The 25,137-nt window shown below is 71.2% G+C and carries 26 protein-coding genes; 16 read left to right on the top strand and 10 right to left on the bottom strand.

Translation table 11 applies throughout. From position 1 onward, the window contains the following. The first annotated feature begins 4 nt into the window (after window positions 1–4). Genes FHU34_RS21065 through FHU34_RS21050 form a run of 4 tightly spaced genes read left to right on the top strand, consistent with a single transcriptional unit; the run spans window position 5 to window position 3,890 of the window. Window positions 5–931, top strand: coding sequence for an SDR family oxidoreductase (locus FHU34_RS21065; RefSeq protein ID WP_145783220.1), 927 nt, complete (start codon window positions 5–7; stop codon window positions 929–931). A 23-nt stretch (window positions 932–954) separates the two neighbouring features. Beyond that, entirely contained in the window at window positions 955–1,836 is an 882-nt protein-coding gene (locus tag FHU34_RS21060; protein WP_145783218.1) for an amidohydrolase family protein, read from the top strand. A 17-nt stretch (window positions 1,837–1,853) separates the two neighbouring features. Next, on the top strand, window positions 1,854–2,306 hold the full coding sequence (locus FHU34_RS21055; protein WP_145783216.1) for a MaoC family dehydratase: 453 nt from the start codon (window positions 1,854–1,856) through the stop codon (window positions 2,304–2,306). Window positions 2,307–2,366: 60 nt separating this feature from the next. Beyond that, complete coding sequence (locus FHU34_RS21050) at window positions 2,367–3,890, top strand: acyl-CoA synthetase (protein WP_167524861.1); 1,524 nt, start codon at window positions 2,367–2,369, stop codon at window positions 3,888–3,890. Here FHU34_RS21050 and FHU34_RS21045 read toward each other — a convergent pair. The 7 genes from FHU34_RS21045 to FHU34_RS21015 form a co-directional block, all read right to left on the bottom strand. Further along, window positions 3,814–4,701: a PaaX family transcriptional regulator gene (locus FHU34_RS21045; RefSeq protein ID WP_145783212.1), complete on the bottom strand. Its 888-nt coding sequence runs from the start codon at window positions 4,699–4,701 to the stop codon at window positions 3,814–3,816. The genes FHU34_RS21050 and FHU34_RS21045 overlap by 77 nt on opposite strands. A 39-nt stretch (window positions 4,702–4,740) precedes the next feature. Further along, complete coding sequence (locus FHU34_RS21040) at window positions 4,741–5,553, bottom strand: ABC transporter ATP-binding protein (protein ID WP_145783210.1); 813 nt, start codon at window positions 5,551–5,553, stop codon at window positions 4,741–4,743. Continuing rightward, window positions 5,546–6,370 (bottom strand): ABC transporter permease, encoded by an 825-nt coding sequence (locus FHU34_RS21035; protein ID WP_145783208.1) that lies wholly within the window; start codon window positions 6,368–6,370, stop codon window positions 5,546–5,548. Before FHU34_RS21035 ends, FHU34_RS21040 begins: the two co-directional genes overlap by 8 nt. Continuing rightward, on the bottom strand, window positions 6,367–7,167 hold the full coding sequence (locus FHU34_RS21030) for an ABC transporter permease (RefSeq protein WP_145783206.1): 801 nt from the start codon (window positions 7,165–7,167) through the stop codon (window positions 6,367–6,369). The genes FHU34_RS21035 and FHU34_RS21030 overlap by 4 nt, the downstream gene beginning before the upstream one ends. Window positions 7,168–7,232: 65 nt before the next feature. After that, window positions 7,233–8,207 (bottom strand): ABC transporter substrate-binding protein, encoded by a 975-nt coding sequence (locus FHU34_RS21025; RefSeq protein ID WP_145783204.1) that lies wholly within the window; start codon window positions 8,205–8,207, stop codon window positions 7,233–7,235. Window positions 8,208–8,402: 195 nt separating this feature from the next. Beyond that, window positions 8,403–9,575, bottom strand: coding sequence for a 4-hydroxybenzoate 3-monooxygenase (pobA, locus tag FHU34_RS21020; protein ID WP_145783202.1), 1,173 nt, complete (start codon window positions 9,573–9,575; stop codon window positions 8,403–8,405). A gap of 27 nt (window positions 9,576–9,602) precedes the next feature. Further along, entirely contained in the window at window positions 9,603–11,063 is a 1,461-nt protein-coding gene (locus tag FHU34_RS21015) for a benzaldehyde dehydrogenase (RefSeq protein ID WP_145783200.1), read from the bottom strand. Window positions 11,064–11,292: 229 nt separating this feature from the next. Here FHU34_RS21015 and FHU34_RS21010 point away from each other — a divergent pair, with 229 nt between their 5' ends. From FHU34_RS21010 to FHU34_RS20975, 8 genes are read left to right on the top strand one after another with little or no spacing between them, the layout of a single operon-like run. Next, window positions 11,293–12,153, top strand: coding sequence for a CoA transferase subunit A (locus tag FHU34_RS21010; RefSeq protein ID WP_244311764.1), 861 nt, complete (start codon window positions 11,293–11,295; stop codon window positions 12,151–12,153). Further along, window positions 12,150–12,938 carry a CoA-transferase subunit beta gene (locus tag FHU34_RS21005; RefSeq protein WP_244311763.1) on the top strand — a complete coding sequence of 263 codons (789 nt, stop codon included), beginning with the start codon at window positions 12,150–12,152 and terminating at the stop codon, window positions 12,936–12,938. The genes FHU34_RS21010 and FHU34_RS21005 overlap by 4 nt, the downstream gene beginning before the upstream one ends. Next, on the top strand, window positions 12,935–13,684 hold the full coding sequence (pcaH, locus tag FHU34_RS21000; RefSeq protein ID WP_145783199.1) for a protocatechuate 3,4-dioxygenase subunit beta: 750 nt from the start codon (window positions 12,935–12,937) through the stop codon (window positions 13,682–13,684). Before FHU34_RS21005 ends, pcaH begins: the two co-directional genes overlap by 4 nt. Continuing rightward, on the top strand, window positions 13,677–14,249 hold the full coding sequence (pcaG, locus tag FHU34_RS20995; protein ID WP_145783196.1) for a protocatechuate 3,4-dioxygenase subunit alpha: 573 nt from the start codon (window positions 13,677–13,679) through the stop codon (window positions 14,247–14,249). The genes pcaH and pcaG overlap by 8 nt, the downstream gene beginning before the upstream one ends. Next, window positions 14,224–15,564, top strand: coding sequence for a 3-carboxy-cis,cis-muconate cycloisomerase (pcaB, locus tag FHU34_RS20990; protein WP_145783194.1), 1,341 nt, complete (start codon window positions 14,224–14,226; stop codon window positions 15,562–15,564). The genes pcaG and pcaB overlap by 26 nt, the downstream gene beginning before the upstream one ends. Further along, window positions 15,561–16,340: a 3-oxoadipate enol-lactonase gene (gene pcaD / locus FHU34_RS20985; RefSeq protein ID WP_167524860.1), complete on the top strand. Its 780-nt coding sequence runs from the start codon at window positions 15,561–15,563 to the stop codon at window positions 16,338–16,340. Before pcaB ends, pcaD begins: the two co-directional genes overlap by 4 nt. Next, on the top strand, window positions 16,337–16,717 hold the full coding sequence (gene pcaC / locus FHU34_RS20980; RefSeq protein WP_145783191.1) for a 4-carboxymuconolactone decarboxylase: 381 nt from the start codon (window positions 16,337–16,339) through the stop codon (window positions 16,715–16,717). Before pcaD ends, pcaC begins: the two co-directional genes overlap by 4 nt. Next, window positions 16,714–17,520: an IclR family transcriptional regulator gene (locus FHU34_RS20975; protein WP_244311762.1), complete on the top strand. Its 807-nt coding sequence runs from the start codon at window positions 16,714–16,716 to the stop codon at window positions 17,518–17,520. The genes pcaC and FHU34_RS20975 overlap by 4 nt, the downstream gene beginning before the upstream one ends. Here FHU34_RS20975 and FHU34_RS20970 read toward each other — a convergent pair. The 3 genes from FHU34_RS20970 to FHU34_RS20960 all read right to left on the bottom strand — a co-directional run bounded on the left by FHU34_RS20970 (window position 17,511) and on the right by FHU34_RS20960 (window position 20,150). Then, window positions 17,511–18,887, bottom strand: coding sequence for a permease prefix domain 1-containing protein (locus FHU34_RS20970; RefSeq protein ID WP_145783189.1), 1,377 nt, complete (start codon window positions 18,885–18,887; stop codon window positions 17,511–17,513). The genes FHU34_RS20975 and FHU34_RS20970 overlap by 10 nt on opposite strands. Further along, window positions 18,884–19,249 (bottom strand): PadR family transcriptional regulator, encoded by a 366-nt coding sequence (locus tag FHU34_RS20965; protein ID WP_145783187.1) that lies wholly within the window; start codon window positions 19,247–19,249, stop codon window positions 18,884–18,886. Before FHU34_RS20965 ends, FHU34_RS20970 begins: the two co-directional genes overlap by 4 nt. A gap of 157 nt (window positions 19,250–19,406) precedes the next feature. Beyond that, window positions 19,407–20,150 (bottom strand): SDR family NAD(P)-dependent oxidoreductase, encoded by a 744-nt coding sequence (locus FHU34_RS20960; protein WP_145783184.1) that lies wholly within the window; start codon window positions 20,148–20,150, stop codon window positions 19,407–19,409. Window positions 20,151–20,328: 178 nt separating this feature from the next. On the opposite strand from FHU34_RS20960, the gene FHU34_RS20955 reads away from it, so the two are divergent. The 4 genes from FHU34_RS20955 (at window position 20,329) to FHU34_RS20940 (ending at window position 25,097) form a co-directional block, all read left to right on the top strand. Then, window positions 20,329–22,056 carry a phosphodiester glycosidase family protein gene (locus FHU34_RS20955; protein ID WP_167524859.1) on the top strand — a complete coding sequence of 576 codons (1,728 nt, stop codon included), beginning with the start codon at window positions 20,329–20,331 and terminating at the stop codon, window positions 22,054–22,056. Between the two features lie 68 nt (window positions 22,057–22,124). Beyond that, complete coding sequence (locus FHU34_RS20950) at window positions 22,125–23,450, top strand: SWIM zinc finger family protein (protein WP_145783180.1); 1,326 nt, start codon at window positions 22,125–22,127, stop codon at window positions 23,448–23,450. Window positions 23,451–23,543: 93 nt separating this feature from the next. Continuing rightward, the gene (locus FHU34_RS20945) at window positions 23,544–24,113 is read left to right on the top strand and encodes an RNA polymerase sigma factor (protein ID WP_145783178.1); all 570 of its coding nucleotides are present in this window, start codon (window positions 23,544–23,546) and stop codon (window positions 24,111–24,113) included. An 18-nt stretch (window positions 24,114–24,131) separates the two neighbouring features. Then, window positions 24,132–25,097, top strand: a complete 966-nt coding sequence (locus FHU34_RS20940) for a CU044_5270 family protein (protein WP_145783176.1) — start codon at window positions 24,132–24,134, stop codon at window positions 25,095–25,097. The last annotated feature ends 40 nt before the right edge of the window (window positions 25,098–25,137 follow it).

Genomic DNA, 25,137 nt, shown 5'->3' with positions numbered 1-25,137 from the left:
GCTCATGTCACTGGACGGCAAAGTCGCCATCGTCACCGGGGCCGCACGGGGCCTGGGCCTCGCCTACGCGCGGGAGCTGGCGCGGCGTGGTGCCGCAGTCGTGGTCAACGACGTCGACGCCGAGGCCACGGCCGACGCCGTGACAGGGATCCAGGCGTCCGGCGGCCGGGCCGTCGCCGTGGTCGCGCCGGTCGGTCCGACCGAGACCGCGAAGGAACTCGTCAGCACGGCGGTCGAGCACTTCGGGCGGCTGGACATCCTCGTCACCAACGCCGGCGTCCTCCGCGACACAGTGCTGTGGAAGATGAGCGACGACGACTTCGACACCGTCGTCAACGTGCACCTGCGCGGCACGTTCACCACAGTGCGCGAGGCGGTGCAGCACATGCGGCAGGCCGGCGAGGGCGGGCGGATCATCTGCGTCGGGTCACCCACCGGGCAGCGGGGCACCTTCGGCCAGACCAACTACGCGGCGGCCAAAGCGGGCATCGTCGGCATGGTCCGCACGTGGGCGCTGGAGCTCAAGCGGGCCGGTATCACCGCCAACACCGTCGTCCCGGTCGCCGCGACCGCGATGACCGCCACCGTCCCCTACTTCGCGGCGGCGGTACGCGCCGAGGCGAACGGCGAGCCGATGCCCGCGTTCTTCCGACACGACCTGGGGTTCGGCACGGCGGACGACGTCGCCGGGCTCGTCGCGTTCCTCGGCTCCGACGCGGCGGCCTCGGTGACCGGCCAGGTGATCGGGGTCGGCGGGGACCGCCTGCAGATCTGGACCCACCCGGAGGCGGCGGTGACCGCGCACCGCGAGGGCGGCTGGACGTACGACGCGCTCGTGGACGCCTGGCCGACGACGTTCGCCGACGCCGAGCAGAGCGTCGGCGAACGCTTCCCGAAACTCCCCGAGGAGTTCGAGCCCGCGACGTCCTGACCCGCCCGACGAAGGTTGGCCCCATGTACCAGCCCGCGATCGACCTCGACACCGTCACGGCGATCGACATGCACGTACACATCGAGGTCGACGACCACGGTCATGCCTCACTGCCCGAACCTCTCGTGGCGGCGGCGTCGGCGTACTTCCGGACGGACGGCCCACGGCCGGCGGTCGGCGCGGTGGCCCGGTACTACCGCGAGCGGAGCATGGCGGCAGTCGTCTTCACCGTCGACGCGCGTACCCAACTGAAGCACCAGCCACTGTCGAGCGCCGACATCGCCCGCGCGGCGGCCGAGCACGCCGACGTGCTCATCCCGTTCGGGTCGGTCGACCCGCGTACGGGGGAGGCCGCCCTCGACCTCGCCACCCGACTGATCGAGGAGGACGGCGTACGCGGCTTCAAGTTCCACCCCACAGTGCAGGGCTTCGACCCCAGCCACGACGAGTACGCGCCGCTGTGGGGTCTCCTCGAGCGGGCCGGCGTCCCGGCGCTCTTCCACACCGGGCAGACCGGCATCGGCGCGGGCACCCCGGGCGGCTACGGTCTGCGGCTCGGCCTGTCGAATCCGATCCTGCTCGACCCGATCGCCGCCGACTTCCCCGACCTGCAGATCATCATGGCCCACCCGTCGGTGCCCTGGCAGGACGAGGCGTTGTCGGTGGCCACGCACAAGCACAACACCTGGATCGACCTGTCCGGCTGGAGCCCGAAGTACTTCCCGGCCGAGTTGGTGCGCTACGCCAACTCGGTGCTGAAGCGGCGGGTGCTCTTCGGCACCGACTACCCCCTGCTCACCCCCGACCGGTGGCTGCGCGACGTGCAAGCGACCGATCTCAAGCCGGACGTGCTCCCGGGCATCCTCAAGGACAACGCGGCCCGACTGCTGGGCCTCGCCGGGTGACGACGAGAGGAAGCGCCATGACGACGACCATCACCTACGAGCGGCTGGGCGACCTCGCCGGCACCGATCTCGGTCACACCGAGTACCGCACGGTCACCCAGGACCAGGTCGACCTGTTCGCGGACGCGACGGACGACCACCAGTGGATCCACGTCGACCCCGAACGGGCGAGGACCGGGCCGTTCGGCGCGCCGATCGCGCACGGTTTCCTCACCCTCTCCCTGGCCGTTCCCTTCTGGACGGAGCTGCTCGAGGTCAAGGGCGTGACCACGAAGGTCAACTACGGCCTCGACAAGGTGCGCTTCCCCGCGCCGGTCGTGGTCGGGGCGCGGGTACGCATGCGGGCCACCGTCGCCGAGGTCGTCGAGGTGCGCGGTGGCTACCAGATCGCCGTCGACCAGACGATCGAGATCGAGGGCGGCACCAAGCCCGCGGTCGTCGCGAGAGGGCTGTACCGCTTCTACGCCTGAGCGCCCGGGGCGTCCGCCGAGCCGGGTGAGCACACCACCTCCACCACCGGGAGACTGATGATGCACCAGCACGGAATCGGCGCCTGGTTGGTCAAGCGCCGGCTCAAGTCCCCGCACACTGTCGCCCTCATCCACGGCGACGGCTCGACCATGACGTACGGCCAGTTCGCCGACGCCACCGACCGGATCTCGGCGGTGCTGCGCGAGTGGGGCGTCGGTAGGGGTGACGCGGTTGCCTACCTGGGTGAGAACAGCCCCGAGTTCCTTCAGGTGATGTTCGCGGCGGCGCAGGTCGGGGCCGTCTTCGTGCCGGTCAACACCCGGCTCGCCGCGCCCGAGATCGCGTACGTGCTCGCGGACTGCGACGCCCGGGTGCTGATCCACGACCCGGACTTCGCGGTGCCGGTGGTGGCCGCCACGTCGACCGCCCGGACCCCGCACGTCCTCGTCACCGGCGAGGGCGCGGCGGACCGCCCCGGTCTGGCTCACCTGGCGCGGGCCGCCGCCGCGTTCACCGACCACGCCGACACCACCCACCGGGAACCGGCGGCGATCGTCTACACCTCGGGCACGACCGGTCGGCCCAAGGGCGCCGTGCTGACCCACGGCAACCTCACCTGGGTGGCGCTCAACTGTGTGGTCGACTACGACGTCGTCTCCACCGACGTCGCGCTCATGATCTCGCCGCTGTTCCACGTCGCCTCGCTCGGCATGGGCGCCCTGCCCGTCATCCTCAAGGGCGCCACGATGGTCATCGAGAAGGGCTTCGAGCCGGGCCGCGCGCTCGCGCAGATCGAACGGCACGGGGTCACCATGCTCAGCGGCGTGCCGACCACCTACCAGTTGATGGCCGACCATCCCGCCTGGGCGTCGACCGACCTGTCGACGCTGACGAAGCTCACCTGCGGAGGTTCGGCGGTGCCCGCTCGCATCCTCAACGCGTACGAGGCGCGGGGTCTGTCGTTCGCGCAGGGGTACGGCATGACCGAGGCGTCGCCGGGCGCGACCGCGCTGCCCGCGACGATGACCCGCGTCAAGCAGGGCAGTGTCGGTCTGCCGCACTTCTTCACCGACGTGCGGATCACCGACCCGACAGGAGCGGTGCTGCCCACCGGCGGTGTCGGCGAGATCGAGGTGGCCGGCCCCAACGTCTTTCCCGGCTACCACGGGCGCCCGGAGGCGACCGCCGAGGCGTTCACGGCCGACGGGTGGTTCCGCTCCGGCGACCTCGGCCACCTGGACGCCGACGGCTACCTCTACATCTCCGGCCGCCTCAAGGACATGATCATATCGGGGGGCGAGAACATCTACCCGCTCGAACTCGAACAGCTCCTCACCGAGATCGACGGGGTGACCTCGGCGGCGGTCATCGGCGTACCGGACGAGCGCTGGGGAGAGGTGCCGTGGGCGATCCTGACCGTACGGGAGGGGGCCTCGGTGGACACCGACACCGTGCGGGCGTGCCTCGACGGCAGGATCGCGCGCTACAAGCTCCCGAAGAACGTCGTCATCGTGGACGAGTTGCCGCGGACGGCGTCGGGGAAGGTGCGGAAGGCTGATCTGCGGACCCGTTTCGGCGTCTAGCCGCGGGCCGGGCCGTGACGAGTGCCGCGAACTCCGCCGTGGACGCCGCGGCCAGCTTCTGGTGCATCCGGCGGTAGGTCTCCACCGATCTCGTGGCGGGCCATTCCGCGTCCATGAACTCGGCCGGCAGCCTCGGGTCGGCGCGCAGCAGCGCGAGCCAGTCCGCCACGAGCATCGTCCGTACGGTCAGGGCGCTGGACGCCATCGCCGCCGCGGACGGGTCGTCCCACACCTCGATGAAGGCGAGGTGCGCACGCCGGATCGCCTCGATGTCCCACGCGGCGCGGACGCTCTCGCCGATGGGGAACCCGGCGAGTTCGCGGGCGTGGAAGGCGACCACGGTGTTGGGCGCGAGGTCCTGGCGCAGGGGCTCCAGCGACCCGGCGAGGTCGACCTCGCCGGGCGCGAGCCAGAGCCCGTCCCGGATCGGCGCGAAGCCCTCCCAGGTGAGGGTCGAGCGCAGCCGGTGCCGCAGCATCCGCTGACCTTCCGGGATCGAGAAGGTGACGAGCGTCCACCCGCTGCCCTGCGGGTCGAACGGGCGCGGCCCGCGAACGCGGTCCTTCGCCTCGCGCAGCACGGCGACGCCGTGTTCGGTCAGCGAGAACAGGGTCTCCCGGCCACTCCTGCTGCGGGCCAGGATGCCGCTGTGCACGAGACGGTCGAGGGTCGCCCGGGTGGCCGGCGCGGCGACGTCGGCACCCTCCAGCACGGTGATCAGGACGCTCGCCCGGATCGGCCCCGTGTCGCCGTCGACGACATGCTCGCCGAAGAAGGCGAGCAGCAACTGCTTCGGCTGACGACTACCCACAGCGGTTCCCTTCGGCGAATTCGTTGCCCTGGCCGCCGGTCACCGCGCGGGTTGCGGGGCCACAGCCTGCCCGCGTTTGGCCCGCTGGATCTGGTCGTAGACGTGCGTCCGCAGTTCCGTGAAACGGGGCAGGGCGCGGGTCGTGATCTGATCGCGCTCCGGCGGCAGGTCGATCGCGAGGTCCTCCTGGACCCAGGTCGGCGACGTGGACAATACTAGAACCCGCTGACCCAGATACACCGACTCGTCGATGTCGTGGGTGACGAAGACGATCGAGATGGTCCGGCTGGCGTGCAGCTCGCGGACCAGGTCCTCCAGGTCGGCCCGGGTCTGGGCGTCCACGGCCGCGAACGGTTCGTCCATGATCAGCACGTCTGGCTCGTAGGCGATAGCCCGCGCGATCGCCACGCGCTGCTGCATCCCCCCGGAGAGCTGCCACGGGTGGCTTCGCGCGGCGTGCGCGAGACCCACCGCCTCCAGGGCGTCGACGACCAGTTTGTTCCGGTCCGCGCGGGGGAGCTTCTTGTGCCGCAGCGGAAGCTCGACGTTCCCGCGCACGGTCAGCCAGGGGTAGAGGCTGCGACCGTACTCCTGGAACACGACGGCCATGGCGGGGCTCGGGCCGGTCACCGGCGCGCCGTCCATCTCGACCACGCCGCTGGTGGGTCGCAGCAGGCCGGCGAGGCACTTCAGCAGGGTGGTCTTGCCGCAGCCGGACGGCCCGACGATGCAGACGAGCTCACCGGCCCGCATCGTGAAGCTGATGTCCCCGATCGCCTCGACGTCGCCCGTCGCGGACTCGTAGACCTTCCGCAGGTGCTCGACCCGCAGCAGGGCGCTCCGATCAGGCACGGTTGACCTCCCTGATTCCGTGGTACCAGCGCAGGACGCGCCGTTCGACGAGACCGAAAGCTACGGCGAGGAAGACGCCGACGAGACCGAGCAGGAGGATGCCGCTCCACATCTCGGCGATCAGGTAGTTGCGCTGGAAGTAGGCGATCCGGTAACCGAGGCCGGAGGACGAGGCGAACATCTCGGAGATGACCATCAGGATCAGCGCTACCGAGAGGGCCTGACGGACGCCGGCCATGATCCGTGGGCTCGCGGCCGGGAGCACGAGGAACCAGAGCCGCTCCCACCAGGACACCCGGAACGATTGCGCCGTCTCCGTCATGACGCTGTCCGTGCCCCGGACACCCTCGATCGTGTTCAACAGGATCGGCCAGACCGCCCCGGAGACGATCACGACCACCTTCATGGTGTCCGTGATCCCGAGCAGGAGCATGGCCACCGGAATCAGCACCGGTGGCGGGATGGCCCGGAGGAACTCCAGCAGCGGTTCGAGGAGCTCACGCAGCCAGTGGGTCAGGCCGATCACGGTGCCGGCCGCGATGCCCAGCACGATCGACGCGGCCACACCGAGGCCGAGGCGGGCGAGACTCGGCAGCACGTCCTCGACGAACGCCGGGCCGACCCAGGTCTCCCGGAACGCCTCGGCGATCGTCAGCGGGTCGGGGAAGAACTGGCTCGTCGCTCTCGTCGCCACCAGAGCCCAGAGCACCAGGAGCAGCGTCGGCAGCCCCAGCGTGTGGAGGATGCTCGCCGCGATCCGGGTCCCGACGTTGCGGCTGCGCTGCGTGGTGGCGATCCGACCGGTGTACGCGGTCACCGCACCTCCTCTCCTCGTATCGACTGGTGCCAGTGCAGCACCCGACGCTCGACGAACCGGAAGACGAGGTTCACCGTGAGCCCGAGCAGACCGGTGACCACGACCAGCGCGTACAGGCCGGCGGCGTCTCCGGCGGAGCGGGACAGCTCGATCATGCGCCCGAGGCCGGGGTTGCCGATCACCATCTCCGCGGTGATGGCGAGGATGAGCGCGACCGCCGCCGCGAGCCGCAGGCCCGTCATGAGGTACGGCAGGGTGGTCGGCAGGACGAGGTGCGACAACTGCTCCCGCCGGGTCAGACCGAAACTGCGGGCGGTGTCCCGGGCCACCGCGTCGACGTCGGCGACGCCGTAGATCACCTGCACGAACACCTGCCAGAACGACGCGTAGATGATGATGACGAGAGCGGCCTGCATCTGGATGCCGAACAACAGCACGGCGAGCGGGATGAGGGCGACCGACGGGATCGGGCGCAGGAACTCGACGGCCGTGTGGGTCGCGCGCCGCAGGAACGGCACCAACCCGACGACGGTCCCGAGGACGACCGCGGCGAGCGTCGCCACCGTCAGACCGATCGCCCAGGACGTCATGGTGCTGCCCAGCCGCCGCCAGAACGCGAGGTCGACCAGCTGCTCGAACAGCCGGGCCAGCACGTCCGTCACGTACGGCAGGTACAGCGGGTTGACCAGACCCAGCGTCGGAATCAGCTGCCAGACGACGAGGAACCCGGTCAGGCCGACCACGCCCAGCATGGCCTTGCGTAACGCGCGCAGGCGTCGGGTGGAGAACACGCGCATGTCACTCCCGTCGTCACGCGGGCGGCGAGGCCCTCCCCGGTCCGGGGAGGGCGGGATCGCGCCGGCTACTTCTGCTGGATGAGACGGTCGAAGTTGGGTTGCTTGTCGAGCACCTTGTACTTCTGCGCGAGATCGGCGAGCGTCTGCAGGCTGGACCTGTCGACCTCCCACCCGAAGGCCGGAAGCCGCACCGAGTCGGCCACCGGCGGGGGCAGCTGCAGGTTGTCCTTGATGGCCTGCCGCAGGGGTGCCACGTTCGCGGGGTCGTTGGCCCACTGCAACGTCTTCTTCATCGCCGCCGTGAAGTCCTCGACCAGCTTGGCGTCCTTCTCCGTGCGTTCCTTGGTGGTGATCGTGGTGAGGGTGGTCAGACCGGGCACCACCGCCTGGTAGGGCGCGACGACGAAGGTGTCCCCACGGGCCTTCAGCTGCGTGACGAACGGCTCCGGCACCCAGGCGGCGTCGATGTTGCCGGACTCCAGTTGGGCCGGGGCGTCCGGGAAGGCGACCTCGACGAACTTGATCGTCTTGGGATCGCCGCCGTCCTTCTCGACCGCCGCCATGATCGTCACGTCGCCGGCGGCGCCGAGGCTGTTGACCGCGACCCGCTTGCCCGCGAGGTCGGCCGGCCGCTTGATGCCGGACTTCGCCGAGGCCACCACGGCATTGATGTCGTCGCCGTCGGCGTACGAGGAGGCGTAGTTGCCGATGATGACGACGCCGAGATCCCGCAGGTCGGCCCGGAACGCGCCGAAGGGCTGGCCGATCGCGAAGTCGATGTCGCCGTTCATCAGGGCGGGAATGGCCTGCGCGCCACCCTGGGCGGGCAGCACCTCGACCTGGAGCCCGCGTTCGGCGAAGTGCCCTGCCTTGATGCCGCCCCAGAGCGCGGCGGTCTCGGTGATGGGCAGCGCCGCGACCCGGACCTTGCGCAACTCGCCCGAGGTCTGTTCGGACGGCGTGGACGCGTCGGAGTCGGTACATCCCGTGAGGGCGATCGCGGTAGCGGCGATCAGCCCGAGAGCCATGACCTTCTTCATTGACGAGGCCCTTCCTGGGCGGGGGTGGTGGGTGCGTCGGAAGTCGGCGGATGCCTCGGATCTGCAGGTGAACTACCGCTGCGTGGGGGCGCACGCCGCTGTGGTGGCCATGGTCAGTCACCCCGGCATCGAAAGTCAATAATTTCTGACGCCCGTCATGAATAAGTTGAATAATGCTTCGTGGTGTGGCAGCGCTCAGACCTCGGGCAGACCCACGTAGTTCTCCGACAGGCTCCTGGCGTAGGCCTCCGAGGTGGCGACGTACCGCAACGTGGAGGTCTGCAACTGCGTCTCGTACGGGTCGTCGCGCTCCAGTCGGTGCAGCATCGACGTCATCCACCAGGAGAAGTGCTGGGCCCGCCAGACCCGGCGCAGGGCCGTCGCCGAGTAGGCGTCCAGCAGGTCGGCGTGCCCGTCGTCGTACCACGCGGCGAAGGCGTCCCCGAGCAGCGCGACGTCGGCGAGGGCCAGGTTCATGCCCTTCGCGCCGGTGGGCGGGACGATGTGCACGGCGTCGCCGGCCAGGAACAGCCGCTCCCACCGCATCGGCTCCACCACGAAGCTGCGCATTCCGGTGATGGACTTCTCCAGGATCGGCCCCTCGTTGAGCGACCACCCCGGCACCGTCTCCAACCGCGCCCGCAGCTCCGTCCAGATCCGCTCGTCCGGCCACTCGGCGATGTCCTCGTCCGGCGCGACCTGGAGATACAGCCGGGACAGCTCGGGGGAGCGCATGCTGTAGAGGGCGAAGCCGCGCTCGTGGTTGGCGTAGATGAGCTCCTCCACCGCGGGCGGGGCGGCGGCGAGGACCCCCAACCAGGCGAACGGGTACACGCGCTCGTAGGTGGTCAGCACCCCGTCGGGCACCGCGCCACGGCTCACCCCGTGGAACCCGTCGCAGCCCGCTACGAAGTCGCAGTGCAGCTCCTCGTCGCGCCCGTCACGTCGAAAGTGGACGACCGGCGAGTCGCTGTCGAGACCGTCCAGTCGGACGACCTCGGCCTCGAAGAGGACCGAGCCGCCGGCGGCGAGCCGGGCGGCGATCAGGTCCTTGACCACCTCCTGCTGCCCGTAGACGGTGATCGCCCGGCCCGTCAGGTCGGTCATCGGCACCCGGTGCGACTCCCCGGCGAAGCGCAGCTCGATGCCCTCATGCCGCAGCCCCTCCCGTCGTAGGCGGTCGCCGACACCGGAGCGGCAGAGCAGGTCGACCGAGCCCTGTTCGAGGACCCCGGCCCGCAGCCGATGCTCGACGTAGTCGCGGCTGCGGCTCTCCAACACCACGGACTCGATCCCGCGCAGGTGCAGCAGGTGCGACAGCATGAGCCCCGCCGGCCCGGCGCCGACGATGCCGACCTGGGTACGCATTCCCGGCATCCTTCTCGCTCCCTCAGGTCAGAACGGGTACCGCGCGATGCTGCCCCGCACGGTGAGCCACTGGGTCTCGGTGAACGCCTCGACGTTCGCCGCGGGCCCGCCGAACCGGGAACCGGTGCCCGAGGCCCCGACCCCGCCGAACGGCGCCACCGCCTCGTCACTGACCGTCTGGTCGTTGATGTGCACGATCCCGCTGGGGATCCGGTCGGCGAGGGCCATCGCCCTCATCACGTCCCGGCCGAGGATGCCCAGCGACAGGCCGTACTCGGTCTGCCGGGCCAACTCCACGGCCTCGTCCTGGTCGGCGAAGGTGGTCACCGGCGCGACCGGGCCGAACACCTCCTGGGCGTACGCCGGGGTCGTGGAGGTGACGTCGGCGAGGACCGTCGGTCGGTAGAACAGCCCCTCGTACGTGCCTCCGGCCGCCAGTCGGGCGCCCGCGTCGACGCTCGTCGTGACCAGTGCGTGGATCTTGTCGCGTTGGTGCTCGTCGATGATCGGCCCGAGCGCCACCTGCTCCTTCGCCGGGTCGCCGACCGGCAGGTGGTCCGCCTTCTCGGCCAACCGCTCCACGTACCGCTCGGCCAGGCTCTCGTGCACCAGGTGCCGTCCGGTGGTCATGCAGATCTGACCCTGGTGCAGGAAGGATCCCCACGCGCCGGCGGAGACCGCGAGGTCCAGGTCGGCGTCGTCGAGCACGATGAGTGCTGAGTTGCCACCGAGTTCGAGGTGCGCCCGCTTGAGGTGGCGTGCGGCCGCCTCGCCGACCTTGCGGCCGGCCGCTGTCGAACCGGTGAAGCTGACCACCCGCACGTTCGGGTCGGCCACCAGCGCCTCGCCGACCTCGGCCCCGCCCGGCAGGACGTGCAGCAGGCCGTCGGGCAGGCCGGCCTCCTCGAAGACCCGGGCGATCGAGACGCCACCGCAGACGGCGGTGCGCGGATCGGGTTTGAGCACCACGGCGTTGCCCAGCGCCAGGGCCGGGGCGACGGAACGGGTGGCCAGGATGAGCGGGAAGTTGAACGGCGCGATGACCCCGACGACGCCGACGGGCAGCCGGCGGGCCAGGCTGAGCCGCTGTTGCGCGCTCGGGATGATCTCGCCGAGCGGGTGCGAGGCCAGCGCCGCCGCCTCGTAGCACTCCTGCGCCGCGGTGTCGGTCTCGACGCCGGCCTTGGGCGGGATGGATCCGGCCTCCCGCACGATCCAGTCGCCGATCTCGGTGGCGTGCTGTTCGAACAGTTGCCCGGCCCGACGGAGCACCGCTGCCCGCTCGGCGTAACCGGTGGCGGCCCAGGCGCGCTGGGCGGCGCTGGCCCGGGCGCAGGCTCGCGTCACGTCGTCGGCGTTCGCCACGCCGACCTGGCCGATCTCCTCCCCGGTGGCGGGGGACCGCACGGCCGCCGTGCCGCCGGCCGGTTCCACCCAGCCGTCGCTGTGCAGCGTGCCGTGCCAGGTCGTGGCGTCCAGCAGTGTCATGGCTGTCCTCCTGGGAGCGTGGGGCCGGTGGGGGTGGTCCCGGGTGGTCGGGCGTGACGGGCGCTCACGAGTGGCCCGATGTGTTCGCTTACCGAACGGCCGTTCTCTGCATGAACGTTGGCACGTGGTCCGGCTCGCGTCAACGCATCGGTCGGCGTGACTTGGCGGCACTGTGGACGGCCGGACCAACCTGTCGTTGACGGATGTCGTCCCCCGTCGTACGTTCGAGATGAGTACGGCGGTCCGCATGGCGAACAAGGGCGGGAGGCTCATGGCGAAGCTCGTCTCGCTGGCCGAGGGTGTGGCGCACCTGGTTCGCGACGGTGACGTGGTGGCCCTGGAAGGGTTCACCCACCTCATCCCGTTCGCCGCCGGGCACGAGATCATCCGCCAGGAACGGCAGGATCTGACCCTGGTGCGAATGACCCCCGACGTCATCTACGACCAGCTCATCGGCGCGGGATGTGCCCGCCGCCTGGTCTTCTCGTGGGGTGGCAACCCGGGCGTCGGGTCGCTGCACCGCTTCCGGGACGCGGTGCAGAACGCCTGGCCGCGTCCCCTCGAGTTGGAGGAGCACAGCCACGCGGGCATGGCCAACCGGTACGTCGCCGGCGCGTCCGGGCTGCCGTTCGCCGTCCTGCGCGGCTACACCGGCACCGACCTGCCCGCCCACACGACGAACATCCGCCCCATCACCTGCCCCTTCACCGGTGAGACGCTCACCGCCGTTCCCGCCCTGCGCCCCGACGTGACAGTGGTGCACGCCCAGCGCGCCGACCGCGACGGCAACGTGCAGATGTGGGGCATCACCGGGGTGCAGAAGGAGGCGGTGCTCGCCGCCGACCGGTCCCTGGTCACCGTCGAGGAGATCGTCGACGAGCTGGAACCCGTACCCGGCCAGGTCGTCCTGCCCGGCTGGGCGATCACTGCGGTGGCCGAGGTGCCCGGTGGCGCGCACCCCTCCTACGCCCACGGCTACTCGGTGCGGGACAACGACTTCTACCGGGCCTGGGACGCTGTCAGCCGGCACCGCGACACCTTCCGTGCCTGGCTCGACCAGCACGTGCACCGGGCGGGGGCGGCGGCGTGACCGACGAGACCACGACGACCGGCTGGACCGCGGACGAGATGATGACCGTCGCCGCCGCCCGGCAACTACGCGACGGCACCGCCTGCTTCGTCGGGATCGGGTTGCCCAGCACCGCGGCGAACCTGGCCCGCGCCACCCACGCCCCGAACCTGGTGCTCATCTACGAATCCGGGTGCCTCGGCGCGAAGCCGGGCCGGCTCCCGCTGTCCATCGGCGACGGGGTCCTCGCCGACACGGCGGACGCTGTGGTGTCGGTGCCTGAGGTGTTCAACTACTGGCTCCAGCCAGGCCGGATCGACGTGGGGTTCCTCGGCGCCGCGCAGCTCGACCGGTACGGCAACATCAACACCACGGTCGTCGGAGGTGACTACGGCGCCCCGAAGGTCCGGCTGCCCGGCGCGGGTGGCGCCCCGGAGATCGCCGCCTCCTGCGGTGAGGTCGTGGTGATCGTCCGGCAGGATCTTCGGACGTTCACCGAACGGGTCGACTTCGTCACCTCGGTCGGTTACGGGACGGGCCCGGGCGACCGGGAGCGACTCGGCCTGCGGGGCGGAGGCCCCCGAGTGGTGATCACCGATCTCGGCGTCCTCGCACCCGATCCGGTCAGCTGCGAGCTCACGCTGACCCGCCTGCACCCCGGTGTGACGCGGGAACAGGCGCAGGCGGCCACCGGTTGGGACCTCGCCGTCGCGGAAGGGCTGACCACGGGCGAGCCGCCGACGGCGCGGGAACTCGCGGTGCTGCGGGCGCTGGAGGCGACGAAGGCTGACGGGAGACGACAATGACCACCCAGGACACCCGGGCCGGCGGCGGCCTGGTGCTACCGAGCTACCGGCGCGACGACGTCGACGCCCACCCGCCCCTGCTCAGCCCCGGCTACAAGTCGACTGTGGCAAGGGCACCGAAACACCCACTCGTCCACCTGCCGCAGCGGCTGACCGAGATCACCGGGCCGTTGCTGGGGGAGGGGCGCCTCGGCGACCTCGACCACGACCTGACCCGTCAACACGACGGTGAGCCGCAGGGACAGCGGATCATCGTGCACGGACGGGTCCGCGACGGCGATGGGCGACCGGTGCCCCACACGCTCGTCGAGATCTGGCAGGCCAACGCCGCAGGCCGGTACCGCGACGCCCGGGACACCTGGCCGGCACCGCTCGACCCCAACTTCGAAGGGGTGGGTCGGGCGCTCACCGACGACCAGGGCAGGTACCGGTTCGTCACCGTGCAACCCGGGGCGTACCCCTGGCGTAACCACGACAACGCCTGGCGGCCGGCGCACATCCACTTCTCCCTCTTCGGCCGCGCGTTCACCCAGCGGCTGGTGACGCAGATGTACTTCCCGGGCGACCCGCTCTTCTTCCAGGACCCGATCTTCAACTCGGTCCGCGACCCGAAGGCCCGTGAACGGATGGTCGCCCGGTACGACCACGCCAGCACCGCACCCGAGTGGGCGCTGGCGTACGAGTTCGACATCGTGCTGCGCGGCCGGGACAGCACCCCCTTCGAGGACGAGGACGACGATGAGTGAGCAGCTGGGCGTCATGCCCGCGCAGACCGTCGGGCCGTACCTGCACATCGGCCTGCGCTGGCCCGACGGCCCGTACGTCGTACCCGAGTCCACGCCGGGAGCGTTCTGGATCAGGGGTCGGATCTTCGACGGCACCGGGACGCCGGTGGTCGACGCGATGGTGGAGAGCTGGCAGGCCGATCCGGACGGCCGGTTCGACCACCCGGACGACCCGCGTGGGGCCCGGCCACCCGCGCTCGCCGGCTTTCGGGGTTTCGGGCGTAGCGAGACCGACGGGCAGGGGTGGTACCGGCTGTTGACCGTCAAGCCGGGCTCGCTGCCCGCGCCGGACGGCGGCACCGAGGCGCCCCACCTGGCCCTGTCGGTCTTCGGGCGTGGGCTTCTGCACCGCCTCGTCACCCGGCTCTACTTCCCCGACGAGCCGGCGGCCAACGCCGTCGACCCGGTGCTGCGCAGCGTCGACGCCGACCGCCGTGACACCCTGCTGGCGAGGCCCGCGACGGACGGGCTCCGGTTCGACATCCACCTCCAGGGTGACCATGAGACAGTCTTCTTCGCCGTCTGACCGACTGCTCGGCGGCGTCTCCGGTGCCCCGGACGTCGACACGGAACTCAGCGACAGGTCCCTGCTCCAGGCGATGCTCGACGCGGAGGCGGCGCTCGCCCGGGCCACGGCGGACGTCGGCATCCTGCCCGCACCGGCGGCCGAGGCGATCGTCGAGCAGTGCCGCGCCGACGGGTACGACCCGGGGGCGCTCGGCAGGGCGGCGGACGCCGCGGGCAACCCCGTCGTCGCGCTCGTGGGCGAGCTGACCGCCGCCGTACCCGAGCACGCCCGTGGCTGGGTGCATCTCGGCGCGACCAGCCAGGACGTCCTGGACACCGCGCTGGTCCTGGTGTCCGTACGGGCGCTCGACCCGCTGCTGCGTCACCTGGACGCCGCGGTGGACGCCGCCGCCCGGCTGGCCGACACGCACCGGGACACCGTGCTGGTCGCCCGGACACTCGGGCAGCAGGCGGCACCCACCACGTTCGGGCTCAAGGCCGCGGGTTGGTTGACCGGTCTGGTCGAGGCCCGGGACCGACTGCGTCAGGCCCGTGCCGCCCAGCCGGCGCAGCTCGGCGGGGCGGTCGGCACCCTGGCCGCGTTCGGCCCGGCCGGCACGGAGGTCGTCGAGCGGTTCGCCGCGCACCTCGGCCTCCCGTCGAGCCCGCTACCGTGGCACACCCGCCGCCAGCCCTGGCTCGACCTGGCCGCCGCCCTCGGCGGGCTCCTCGTGAGCACCGGCAAGGTCGCGCTCGACGTCGGGCTGCTCGCCCAGAACGACGTCGGCGAGGTCGCCGAGGGTGGCACCGGCCGGGGCGGCTCCTCGGCCATGCCGCACAAGCGCAACCCGGTCGACTCGATCCTCGTCACCGCCGCGGCGCGACGCGGTCCGGGTCTCGTCGCCACACTGTTCGCCGCCGCGGTGCAGGAGCACGAGCGGGCCGCAGGCGCCTGGCACGCCGAGTGGGAGCCCCTGCTCGACCTGCTGCACGTGGCCGGTGGCGCCGCCGCCCGCTGTGCACGGATGCTGGTCGGGTTGCAGGTCCACACCGCGCGGATGCGGGAGAACCTCGACGCGACCGGCGGCCTGGTGCTCGCCGAGGCCGTCGCCGCGCGACTGGCACCTGTCGTCGGTCGCGGCGTCGCCCACGAGCTGGTGACCCGCGCCGCCGCCGGACCCTCGTTCCGCGCCGCGCTGCTTGCCGACCCCGCGATCCGCGCCCACCTGTCCGAGGCCGAGATCGACGAGGCGCTCGACCCGTACCGCTGGCTCGGCTCGGCCGGCCGGTTCGTCGACAGCGCCCTGGCCACCGTTCGGGGCACGGACCGGTGACCTCCCGGTTGCACCTCGCCGTCGACGGCCCGGCCGGCGCGCCGACGCTGGTGCTCGGCAGTTCCCTCGGCACCGCCGCCGCGATGTGGGAGCCACAGATCCCGGCGCTCGCCGAACGGTTCCGGATCATCCGGTACGACCACCTGGGCCACGGCCGCTCGGCGGTGCCGCCCGGGCCGTACACGATGGATCTTCTCGGCCGGGAGCTGCTGCGCACGCTGGACGACCTGGACGTGCCGTGGGTCCACTACGCGGGGTTGTCCCTCGGCGGCATGGTGGGCATGTGGCTCGCCGCGCACGCGCCCGACCGGGTGCGGCGGATGGTGCTGGTCTGCACGTCGGCGTCGCTCGGCCCGCCCGGCCAGTGGCACCAACGGGCGGCGACGGTACGGGCCTCCGGTCTGCCGGCGATCGCCGACGCGGTGGTGGCTCGTTGGTTCACTCCGGCCTTCGCCACCGCCCGCCCGGACGTGGTCGCCGGTCACCGCGCCATGCTGACCGCGACACCCCCGGACGGTTACGCCGCCTGCTGCGAGGCGATCGCCGCGATGGACCTCCGACCCGACCTGGGCCGCATCACCGCGCCGACGCTCGTCGTCGCGGGGGCGGACGACCCGGCCACCCCGGTCGAGCACGCCCGCGAGATCGTCGGGGGCATCCCTCGGGCCCGACTCGCCGTGGTCGACGCGGCGGCGCACCTGGCCAACGTCGAGCAACCCGAGCAGGTGAGCCGACTCCTGCTGGACCACCTCCACGAGGAACGCGGGGACCGATGAACGACAGTGAGCGGCACGAGACGGGCATGACGGTACGCCGACAGGTGCTGGGCGACGCCCACGTCGACCGCGCGATCGACGGCACTGACGAGTTCACCGCCGACTTCCAGGACTTCATCACCCGCTACGCCTGGGGAGAGGTGTGGAGCCGCCCGGGCCTCGACCGGCGTACCCGCAGCTGCATCACCCTCGCCGTGCTCGCCACCCTGCACCACGACGAGGAGTTGGCGATGCACGTCCGCGCCGCGCTGCGCAACGGGCTGAGCCCGGCGGAGGTGGCGGAGGTCCTGCTCCAGGTCGGCGTCTACGCTGGCGTACCGGCGGCGAACCGGGCGTTCAAGGTGGCCCGGGAGACCCTGCGACAGGAGGCCGGGTGAACGTGAGCGAGGACGCGGCGAGGTCGCCGGAGTTCGTCCAGTCACTGGAACGCGGACTCGCGGTAATCCGGGCGTTCGACGCCGAACACCCGCAGCTCACCCTCAGCGAGGTGGCCCGCAGGACCGGGCTGACCCGGGCCGCGGCGCGTCGGTTCCTGCTCACCCTCGTCGAGTTGGGCTACGTGCACACCGACGGGCGGCTCTTCTCGCTGCGCGCGCGGATCCTCGAACTCGGCTACGCGTACCTGTCGAGCCTGAGTCTGCCCGAGGTCGCGCGGCGGCACATGGAGGCGCTGGTCGCCCAGGTGCACGAGTCCTGCTCGGTGTCGGTGCTCGACGGCGACGAGGTGGTCTACGTGGCCCGCGTACCCACCAAACGGATCATGACGGTGGGGATCAGCGTCGGCACCCGGTTCCCCGCCTATGCCACCTCGATGGGCCGGGTCCTGCTCGCCGCGCAACCGGTGGACTGGTTGGACGACTACCTCGCCACGGCCGAGCTGCGGCCGTTGACCCGGCGCACCGTCACCGACCCGGCGAAGCTCCGCGCCGCCCTGACGAAGATCGCCGCCCAGGGGTACGCCATCGTCGACCAGGAGTTGGAGGAGGGGCTGCGCTCGGTGGCCGCCCCGATCCACGGCGAGAACGGGTCGGTGGTCGCGGCGGTGAACGTCTCCGCGCACGCCTCCCGAGGCTCCTTCGAGATGATCCGTCGGGAACTGCTTCCGCCGCTGCTGGTTGCCGCGAAGCGGATCGAGGAGGACGTTCGGGGCGGCCCGAGTCGGCTGGTCGGTCAGGCGTAGGCGAACAACGGCGGAAAGACCAGGACCACAAACCACGCCCAGCCGGCGTACACCGGCAGGTAGCCGGTCTGCCACCGTTCGAGGGCCGCGAACGGCGCGCGCCGACGGATGAAGGTCAGCAGGAGCCACGCCGACCACGCGAGGTTGACCAGCAGGATGACGTTCTCGCCGAGCGCGGCTGCCCTGTTGGGGGTACTGCCGTAGTCGTCGGTGATGCGTCCGGTGATCTCCACCAGCACGAGCACGTCGATGGCCAACGCGCTGACCACCAGCGCCAGTTGGAGTTTGTCGAACGGGCCGGGCGGGGCCAGCGGATCACGGGCCGACAGCGAGTAGAGCAGCAACCCCAGCACCACGACCAGCAACAGGTCGAACAGGATCAGGGTCTCGCGTTCAACGTCGATGCCGTGACTGGTCAAGACGACAGCGACGAGGAACGCGAGGAGGGCAGCCGTGAAGAGCGGGGTGAACAGTCGGGTGAGGACCGGCGCGATGTTCTCCACGACACTCTGCTTGGCCTCGACCAGCCACCCAGCCACCACGACCGCGGCTGCCGCGCCGCACGGCAGGAGCCACTGCGAGATGAACTCCTCCGGGGCGATGCCGATGGCCGCGAACGTGTTGAACAGGAACGCGGAGAGCACGCCGCCACCGAGGCCCATGAGGACGAGGTAGATGAACCATTCGCCGGTGAAGCGGATGAAGTCCATCCGTCGCCGGGAGGACCGCCAGTCGTCGGCGACGTAGGCCAGACCGACCACGAGCCACAGGGCGATGGGGAGGTGAATGCTGGTGACGACGATGGACTGCGAGTCGTCCGCCAGCGGATAGACATTGGCCGCCACCGCGCCGAGAACGAACAGCGCCACCAAGGTCACGATCACCGACCGTCGTGCACCGCGCCGCCAGGCCAGGAACGCCGCCAGCCAGGGCAGCGCGAACAGGGCGAAGTTCCGCGCGTAGAACGAGCCGTCGTCGTCGAAGCCCAACCCGAACAGCGCGGGCACCTTGACCGACGCCACCGCGCCCGCCGCGCAGGCGAGCATCGCCCACAGGTCCCGCCGGGAGCGCGTACCGGCGACCGGGCTGCTCGGGTCGCCGGTCAGCACCAGTTGCTTCCACAGCCGCTCCGAATGCTCCCGGGCGAACTCGCGGGAGAGCTCGTCGAGGCTGCCCATTCGTTTGACAGCGACCAGGAACGCCTCGTCCGGGCTCAGCCCTCTCGCGACGAGTTCGTCGACGGAGCCACGGAGGTGGTCTTCCAACTCGTCGGCGTCCGTCGGTTGCAGCTCCCGGCGGCGGAGCACGTACTGGCGCCACTGCTCGAACTGAGCCTCCAGCTCCTGCTGCCCGTCGTCGTCCGTCATGCGAGGCCCTCCAGTGGGTCCACTGTCAGTGGCACCCGGTCATGCCAGATTTCCTTCAACGCGCCCACGACGGTGTCCCACTGCCGGCGCTGCTCGGCCAGCTCGGCCAGGCCCTTCTCGGTGATGCGGTAGTACTTGCGCTTGCGCTCGCCGGTGGCCGACTGCCAGCTCGACTCCACGTGGCCGAGCCGCTCGAGCCGGTGCAGCAACGGGTACAGCAGCCCCTCGGTCCAGTCGAGCTCACCCCCGGACAGCTCGTTGATCCGTTTGAGGATGGCGTAGCCGTAGCTCTCACCCTCGGTCAGGATGCCGAGCACCATCGGCGTGGCCGAGGCGGCCACCAGGTCCTTCGCGACCTTCACCAGAATCACCCCGCTCCCAACCCTAGAGGTACGAGGCATAGTACTGCTAGGTATTAGCGCGACGCAACGGCTGGTCGGGCCACGGCCCGTCCACGCTCGAGAGCAGGAGGACGGGCCGTGACCGTTGAGGATGGACGCGACGGTGGTGAGCCGACGATCAGATGGTGAAGCCACCGTCGACGTTGACCGTCGCCCCGGTGATGTAGCGCCCGCCCGGGCCGGCGAGGAAGGCCACCGTGGCGGCCACGTCACTGGGCTCCGCGAAGTGGCCGAGGGCGGTGAAGCCGTTGATCGTGTCGGCATTGGGGCCGTCGGCCGGGTTCAACTCGGTGTCGGTGGCCCCGGGATTGACCAGATTCACGGTGATCGCCCTTCCGCCGAGTTCGCGTCCGAGCGCCTTGGTCAGGCCGATCAGTGTGGTCTTGCTCATCGCGTACAGCGCGAAGCCTGGGAAGACCGCCCGCTCGGCGGCGTTGCTGCCGATGTTGATGACCCGACCGCCAGCCCTCATGTGGCGTACCGCCGCCTGCGCAGCGACGAACGGGGCCCGGACATTGACCGCGACGGTCTGTTCGAACTCCTCCAGGCTCAACTGCTCCAACGGTCCGAGCAGGAACGCGCCGGCGTTGTTCACCAGGATGTCCAGTCGGCCCAGTTCGCCGACGACCCGGTCGACCGCGCCGACCACCGCCGCCGGGTCGGAACTGTCCACCTGCATGGCGATAGCCATCCGTCCCACGGCCTTGATCTGGTCCACCACACCATCCGCGCGTCGCTGATTCTGCTGGAACGTCAGTGCCACATCGGCGCCCTCCTCCGCCAGGCGCAACGCCACCGCTGCGCCAATACCACGACCACCACCGGTGACCAGGGCCACCTTGCCGTCAAGTGCGTTGTTCATGACGGCAAGCCTGGTCGGCGAGAGACCATTCGTCTGGCGACGATCGGACGCCGCGTTCCGGCGCGTTGACGGGCAGATGCCGTCTCGGCTGTGCGACGGGCCGCGCGTTGTTGCTCCGGATGCGAGACTCTCCTGCGCCACCTGGTGGCCGCGAGCATCGATCCACGGGGGAACCGCCATGTATCACCGTCACCGCGTTCGTCTGACCGTCCTGGCCGTCGTCGCCACCATCGCGCCGGCGGTCGTCACGTCGGCCGCGCCGCGCCCGGCCGCAGCCCAGGCGGGCATGCCCTCCGCGAGCGGCTCGGTTCCCTTCAAGGACCCGGTGGACCGGATGCCCCTCGGGCCGGAGAGCCTGGTCACCAAGATCGGGTCGGTGCAGACGCCCGCCTCCGGAGTCACCTACCGCAAGTACACCCAGGGCTACGCCTCATCGTCCTGGACCATCGCCCTGCACTTCCCACCGGCGCGCGCCGACCTGGTGACCCGCGACTCGCAACGGGCCGACACCTTCGTGGCGGACCTGCACGCGGCCGGGTACCCGGAGGCCACAAAGGTCACCTACGACCCACCCCTGCCGGCGGACCTGCAGTATCGCCCGCCGGCCGACGCGACCATGCTCTACGCCGTGCACCTCGGCACGTTCGGCGACGCCACCTCGGCGGAGGCGCGACTGGCGCAGGTCAGGAGCGCTGGCATCACCGGTGTCGTCGAACACCAGGCGTTCCGGGAACAGGTCAGCACCGGCCCGTGGGAGGTCCGGGCCCTGGTCGTGGAACCCGATGCCGCCGTGACGGTCGGCGCCGCGCACGGACCGGAGCTGCGCAGCGCCGACCGGGTACGCGACATCGCCCGGCACGCGGGTGCGCTGGCTGCGGTGAACGCGAGCGAGTTCGACATCGACAGCCCGAACAACCCGGACTTCAACGGCTTCGACGGCGACCCGTTGGGCATCTACGTGCAGGGCAACAACCTGCTGAGCGAAGCCGTGAACGGACGTACCGCGCTGCTGCTCAACGGAGCGAACGGTCCGCTACGAATCACGGAGCTGACCTCGACGACCACAGTGAAGGCCCCGGACGGTGCGCAGTGGCAGGTCGACGGCTTGCACCGCAAACCGGGGAAGATCGCGCACTGCGGTGGTGTCGGCGGTGACCTCCGGCCGCCGTCCACGCCTGGCGGTACGCCCGGCGACCTGCCCTACGCCGACCAGCCGTGGCGGTTCGAGACCTGCACCGACCCGGACGAGATCGTCGTCTTCCGCACCGAGTGGGGGACGGAGACGCCGGTCGGACCCACCGGCAGTGTCGACGTGGTGGTGGACGGCAACTGGGTGGCGAAGCAGCTGCGCAGTCCAGCCGGTGGCCCCATCCCCGCCGGTGGCCGCGTACTCCAGGGGATCGGTGCCGGCGGGACGTGGCTGCGCGACCACACCGTCCTCAACAAGGCCTTCCAGCCCGGCACCCAGATCCTCGACCCGCAGGGGCAGCGGGTGACCAGCCCGACCTTTGCCGCGGTCTCCGGTGGCCCGGCGCTGGTGCGGGGCGGCCAGGTGTGGATCAATGTGGGCGCGAACGGCTACCGGTCTCGCGACGGCTACCACACCAGTCTCTTCCTGGACCGGCACCCGCGGACCCTCGCCGGCATCACCGCTGCCGGTCAACTCCTGCTGGTGGTGATCGACGGACGACGGCCGGGGGTGAGCGTCGGCGTGACGATGCCGGAAGCCGCAGCGGTGATGAAGTGGCTGGGAGCGGTCGACGCCATCATGTTCGGTATCGGCGGGGACAGCACCCTCGTGATCAACGACATCCTGTACAACCGGCCCACCGACTACTGGGGCCACGAACCGGTGACCGAGCGGCGCGTCGGCAACGCGATCGTGCTCCTGCCCAAGGCGGGGTAGACCGGGCCCCTTCGCAGAGTGCCGATCAGAGGCTCGAAGTGTCGGTGGGGACTCCTACGGTGTGTGCCGTGAACGCCGTTCAGACGTACCGATATCTCCAGCCGTCGGCTCTGCGCCCCGCTGGCCTGGACCTCCAGACCAGCGGCGGCCCGGCCGCCAACCCGCGCTTCTTCTCGGGGTTCCTGACCACACCGGCGGCGGCCGCCGCCGGCCTGCTCGCCGTGGCCGAGGTGGCCCGCACCCGCTACCACCAGCCGGTCAGCCCCGCCAGCCTGGACCCGGTGGTCACCGGCAGCCGCGAGCGGTTGCGCTTCGAGTCGTTCTCCGGCTGCTGCGGGGTGTACGCCCGGATGGACGTGGTGCCGGCTGGCTTCGACGGCGAGGTCGTCGGGCACGGCACCACGAACGTGGACGTCAACACGCCGCTGCGCGAAGCGCTCGCCCGGGTGGGAGGGATCGAACCGCTGCACGTCGCGGTCGGTCCGGACGACCTCACCGTCTCCACCATGGACGGCGCCGTGGTGGAGCGGAAGGTGCCACTGCCGCGCCGCTGGTTGCGCGGCTTCGCCGAGGTGCAGGTGCTCAGCGCCGGCTTCGAACCGCGCGCCGAGATCCCCGCCGCCGAGGCGGTGGCCTTCCTGCGTCGGCTGCCCGGCGCCCGCGACCGCTCGGTGCTCTGGGCGGTGCCCGCCGGGCGCACCCTCCGACTGACCTCGCGGCCGGTGCCCGGGGCCGTCTGCCTGGCCGGCGCGGGCCGGCTCGCGGCGCTGCGCGGGCTGCTCCGACACGCGCGGAGCCTCCGGGTGTACGGGCCGGCGGTGCGCGCCGGATCGCCGGCCGTGCCGAGCACCTGGGAACTGGACACCGGTGCCCTGCGGCTGTCCCTGACCCTCTCACCCGAGCCGAACCGGGGGTTTTCCGGTGAGGGGGCCGCCCTGCTCGCGCTCGCCGGTGACGAGGTGATCGACGACGCGGAACTGGTCGGCGGGCTGCTCGCCTGGGATCCGACCGTCGACGTCGCCGCGCTGGCCGACGCAACCGGGTTGCCCGACGACCGCGTCCGCGCCGCACTGGCCCAGCTCGGCACCGCCGGGCGGGTCGGGTTCGACGTCGCCGAGGGGGCGTACTTCCACCGTGCGATGCCCTACGACGCGGGTCGGGCCGAGCGGGACAACCCCCGCTTGGTCGGCGCGCGGACATTGGTGGAGCAGGGCGCCGTCCGCCGGGATGGGGAGCACGCCACGGTACGCAGCGGCGACGAGGACTATCGGGTACGCCGGCTGCCCGACGGCACCTTCACCTGTACCTGCCGTTGGTGGGCGAAGCACCGGGGTCAGCGCGGCCCGTGCAAGCACGCCCTCGCGGTGGCGATGATGGCGGAGGTGACTGTCTAACGGACCTTTGCGGCGCGTTTCTCCGGCGAGCCGGTAACACCCGCGCCCCGCCGCACGAAGAAGAGATGTGACGGCAACCAGAGGGGACGGCCTGTGAGTGACCCCAGTCCATCCGACGGCGACATCTCCGGCATCGGCGTCGATCCGGTGGCCTTCGCGGTGTTCTACCGGCGGCACGTGGAGGCGGTGAGCCGGTTCGTGGCGCGGCGGGTGGACGACCCGCACCTGGCCGCCGACCTGACCGCCGACGTGTTCCTGGCGGTGATCGAAACAGCGGCCGGCTACCGGCCGGACCGGGGGAGCCACATCGGCTGGCTGTTCGGGGTGGCCCGCAACGTCATCGGCGACGAGCGGCGTCGGGCGGCCCAACGCCTGCGGGTGTCCGGTCGACTGGCCGGACGACGCGACCTGGGTCCGGACGACATCGCCCGCATCGAGGAGCGAATCGACGCCGAGTCGGCGGCCCGCCGTACCTATCGGGCGCTGCGCGAGCTGCCCGAGGGCACCCGGACGCTTGTCGAACTCGTCGCGGTGGACGGCCTCACCGTCGCCGAGGCGGCGACCGCGCTCGGGATTTCCCCGGTCGCCGCCCGGGTCCGTCTGCATCGTGCCCGTCGCGTCGTCCGCGCCGTGCTCGCCCGCCCGGCCGCCACCCTCGCCTGATGACACGGAGATGACGCTGTGCACACCATCGATCAGCCGCCGCGCGGCTTCGAAGAACAACTCCTCACCGATCTGACGGCCCACGTCAGCCGGCGTGCCGAGACGGCCGGGGCGGCCCGTTCGGCCGGACGCCGTAGGCGCTTGCTTCCCGGCTGGCGTCTCGCCGGAGCGTTCGGGCTGGCAGTCACGCTGACCGCCGGTGGCCTGGTGGTCCAGACCACGAGGGTGGGCGACCGCACGCCGCCCACGGCCAGCGCCTCGGAGATCCTCCGGCTGGCCGCCGACGCCGCCCGGCAGCAGCCCGAGCTCACCGCTCGACCCGATCAGTACGTCTTCACGGAAACCGTGACGACGTTCCGGGAGGAGCCGGACAGAGGCCCGTACACCAACGCTCGGGTGCAGCGGTGGGAGTCGGCCGGAGGCGTCGCGCACACGCAGGGACGGCACCGACTGGAGTCCGAACCGAACGGATGGAGCGACCTGGAGGTGCTCCGCCTGGACGATCCGGGCGACCCCACCAAGGAACTCGACGTGTTCCCGCCGCCCGCGTACCACGGCGACCTGCCCGCCGACCCGGACGAGTTGTTTCGCTACCTCCGGGACAACCCGGTCGACCTGCACCTACCCGAAGGCGCCGACGAAGAGGCCGTTTACGGGGACGAGAACATGGTGTACACCACCGCTCGGTCGATGCTCGACGGCTACGTGCCCCCGCGAGCGCTGGCGGCGCTGTACGAGCTGCTGGCACGGGAGCCCGGCGCGGTCGTCCTGTCGGGCGGTGTGGTGGACGCCGCCGGCCGGCCGGCAGTGGCGATCCGGGTGCCCGGCAGCATCGGCGGACACACGGACATCCTCTTCGACCGTGACACGCACGTCTACGTCGGCCGCCGCATGTCGGTGGTACGCAACGGCAAGGAGTCGCTGTACGGGGCGGGGGCGGTGATCCGGCTCGCCATCGTCGACCGTCCGGGTCAGCAGCCCTGAACGCGCCGGTGCCGGCGCCCGGCTCGGGGCGGGCGCCGGC

It is taken from the genome of Micromonospora taraxaci (genome assembly GCF_007830095.1).
Lineage (GTDB): Bacteria > Actinomycetota > Actinomycetes > Mycobacteriales > Micromonosporaceae > Micromonospora > Micromonospora taraxaci.
This window is presented reverse-complemented; position numbering and strand designations above follow the sequence as displayed.

Bases quoted from the DNA above. Each gene is read 5' to 3' on its own strand.
- FHU34_RS21065 (WP_145783220.1), top strand. From the start codon at position 5: ATGTCACTGGACGGCAAAGTCGCCATCGTCACCGGGGCCGCACGGGGC.
- FHU34_RS21060 (WP_145783218.1), top strand. From the start codon at position 955: ATGTACCAGCCCGCGATCGACCTCGACACCGTCACGGCGATCGACATG.
- FHU34_RS21055 (WP_145783216.1), top strand. From the start codon at position 1,854: ATGACGACGACCATCACCTACGAGCGGCTGGGCGACCTCGCCGGCACC.
- FHU34_RS21050 (WP_167524861.1), top strand. From the start codon at position 2,367: ATGCACCAGCACGGAATCGGCGCCTGGTTGGTCAAGCGCCGGCTCAAG.
- FHU34_RS21030 (WP_145783206.1), bottom strand. From the start codon at position 7,167: ATGCGCGTGTTCTCCACCCGACGCCTGCGCGCGTTACGCAAGGCCATG.
- FHU34_RS21025 (WP_145783204.1), bottom strand. From the start codon at position 8,207: ATGAAGAAGGTCATGGCTCTCGGGCTGATCGCCGCTACCGCGATCGCC.
- pobA (WP_145783202.1), bottom strand. From the start codon at position 9,575: ATGCGTACCCAGGTCGGCATCGTCGGCGCCGGGCCGGCGGGGCTCATG.
- FHU34_RS21015 (WP_145783200.1), bottom strand. From the start codon at position 11,063: ATGACACTGCTGGACGCCACGACCTGGCACGGCACGCTGCACAGCGAC.
- FHU34_RS21010 (WP_244311764.1), top strand. From the start codon at position 11,293: ATGAGTACGGCGGTCCGCATGGCGAACAAGGGCGGGAGGCTCATGGCG.
- pcaH (WP_145783199.1), top strand. From the start codon at position 12,935: ATGACCACCCAGGACACCCGGGCCGGCGGCGGCCTGGTGCTACCGAGC.
- pcaG (WP_145783196.1), top strand. From the start codon at position 13,677: ATGAGTGAGCAGCTGGGCGTCATGCCCGCGCAGACCGTCGGGCCGTAC.
- pcaB (WP_145783194.1), top strand. From the start codon at position 14,224: ATGAGACAGTCTTCTTCGCCGTCTGACCGACTGCTCGGCGGCGTCTCC.
- pcaC (WP_145783191.1), top strand. From the start codon at position 16,337: ATGAACGACAGTGAGCGGCACGAGACGGGCATGACGGTACGCCGACAG.
- FHU34_RS20970 (WP_145783189.1), bottom strand. From the start codon at position 18,887: ATGACGGACGACGACGGGCAGCAGGAGCTGGAGGCTCAGTTCGAGCAG.
- FHU34_RS20960 (WP_145783184.1), bottom strand. From the start codon at position 20,150: ATGAACAACGCACTTGACGGCAAGGTGGCCCTGGTCACCGGTGGTGGT.
- FHU34_RS20955 (WP_167524859.1), top strand. From the start codon at position 20,329: ATGTATCACCGTCACCGCGTTCGTCTGACCGTCCTGGCCGTCGTCGCC.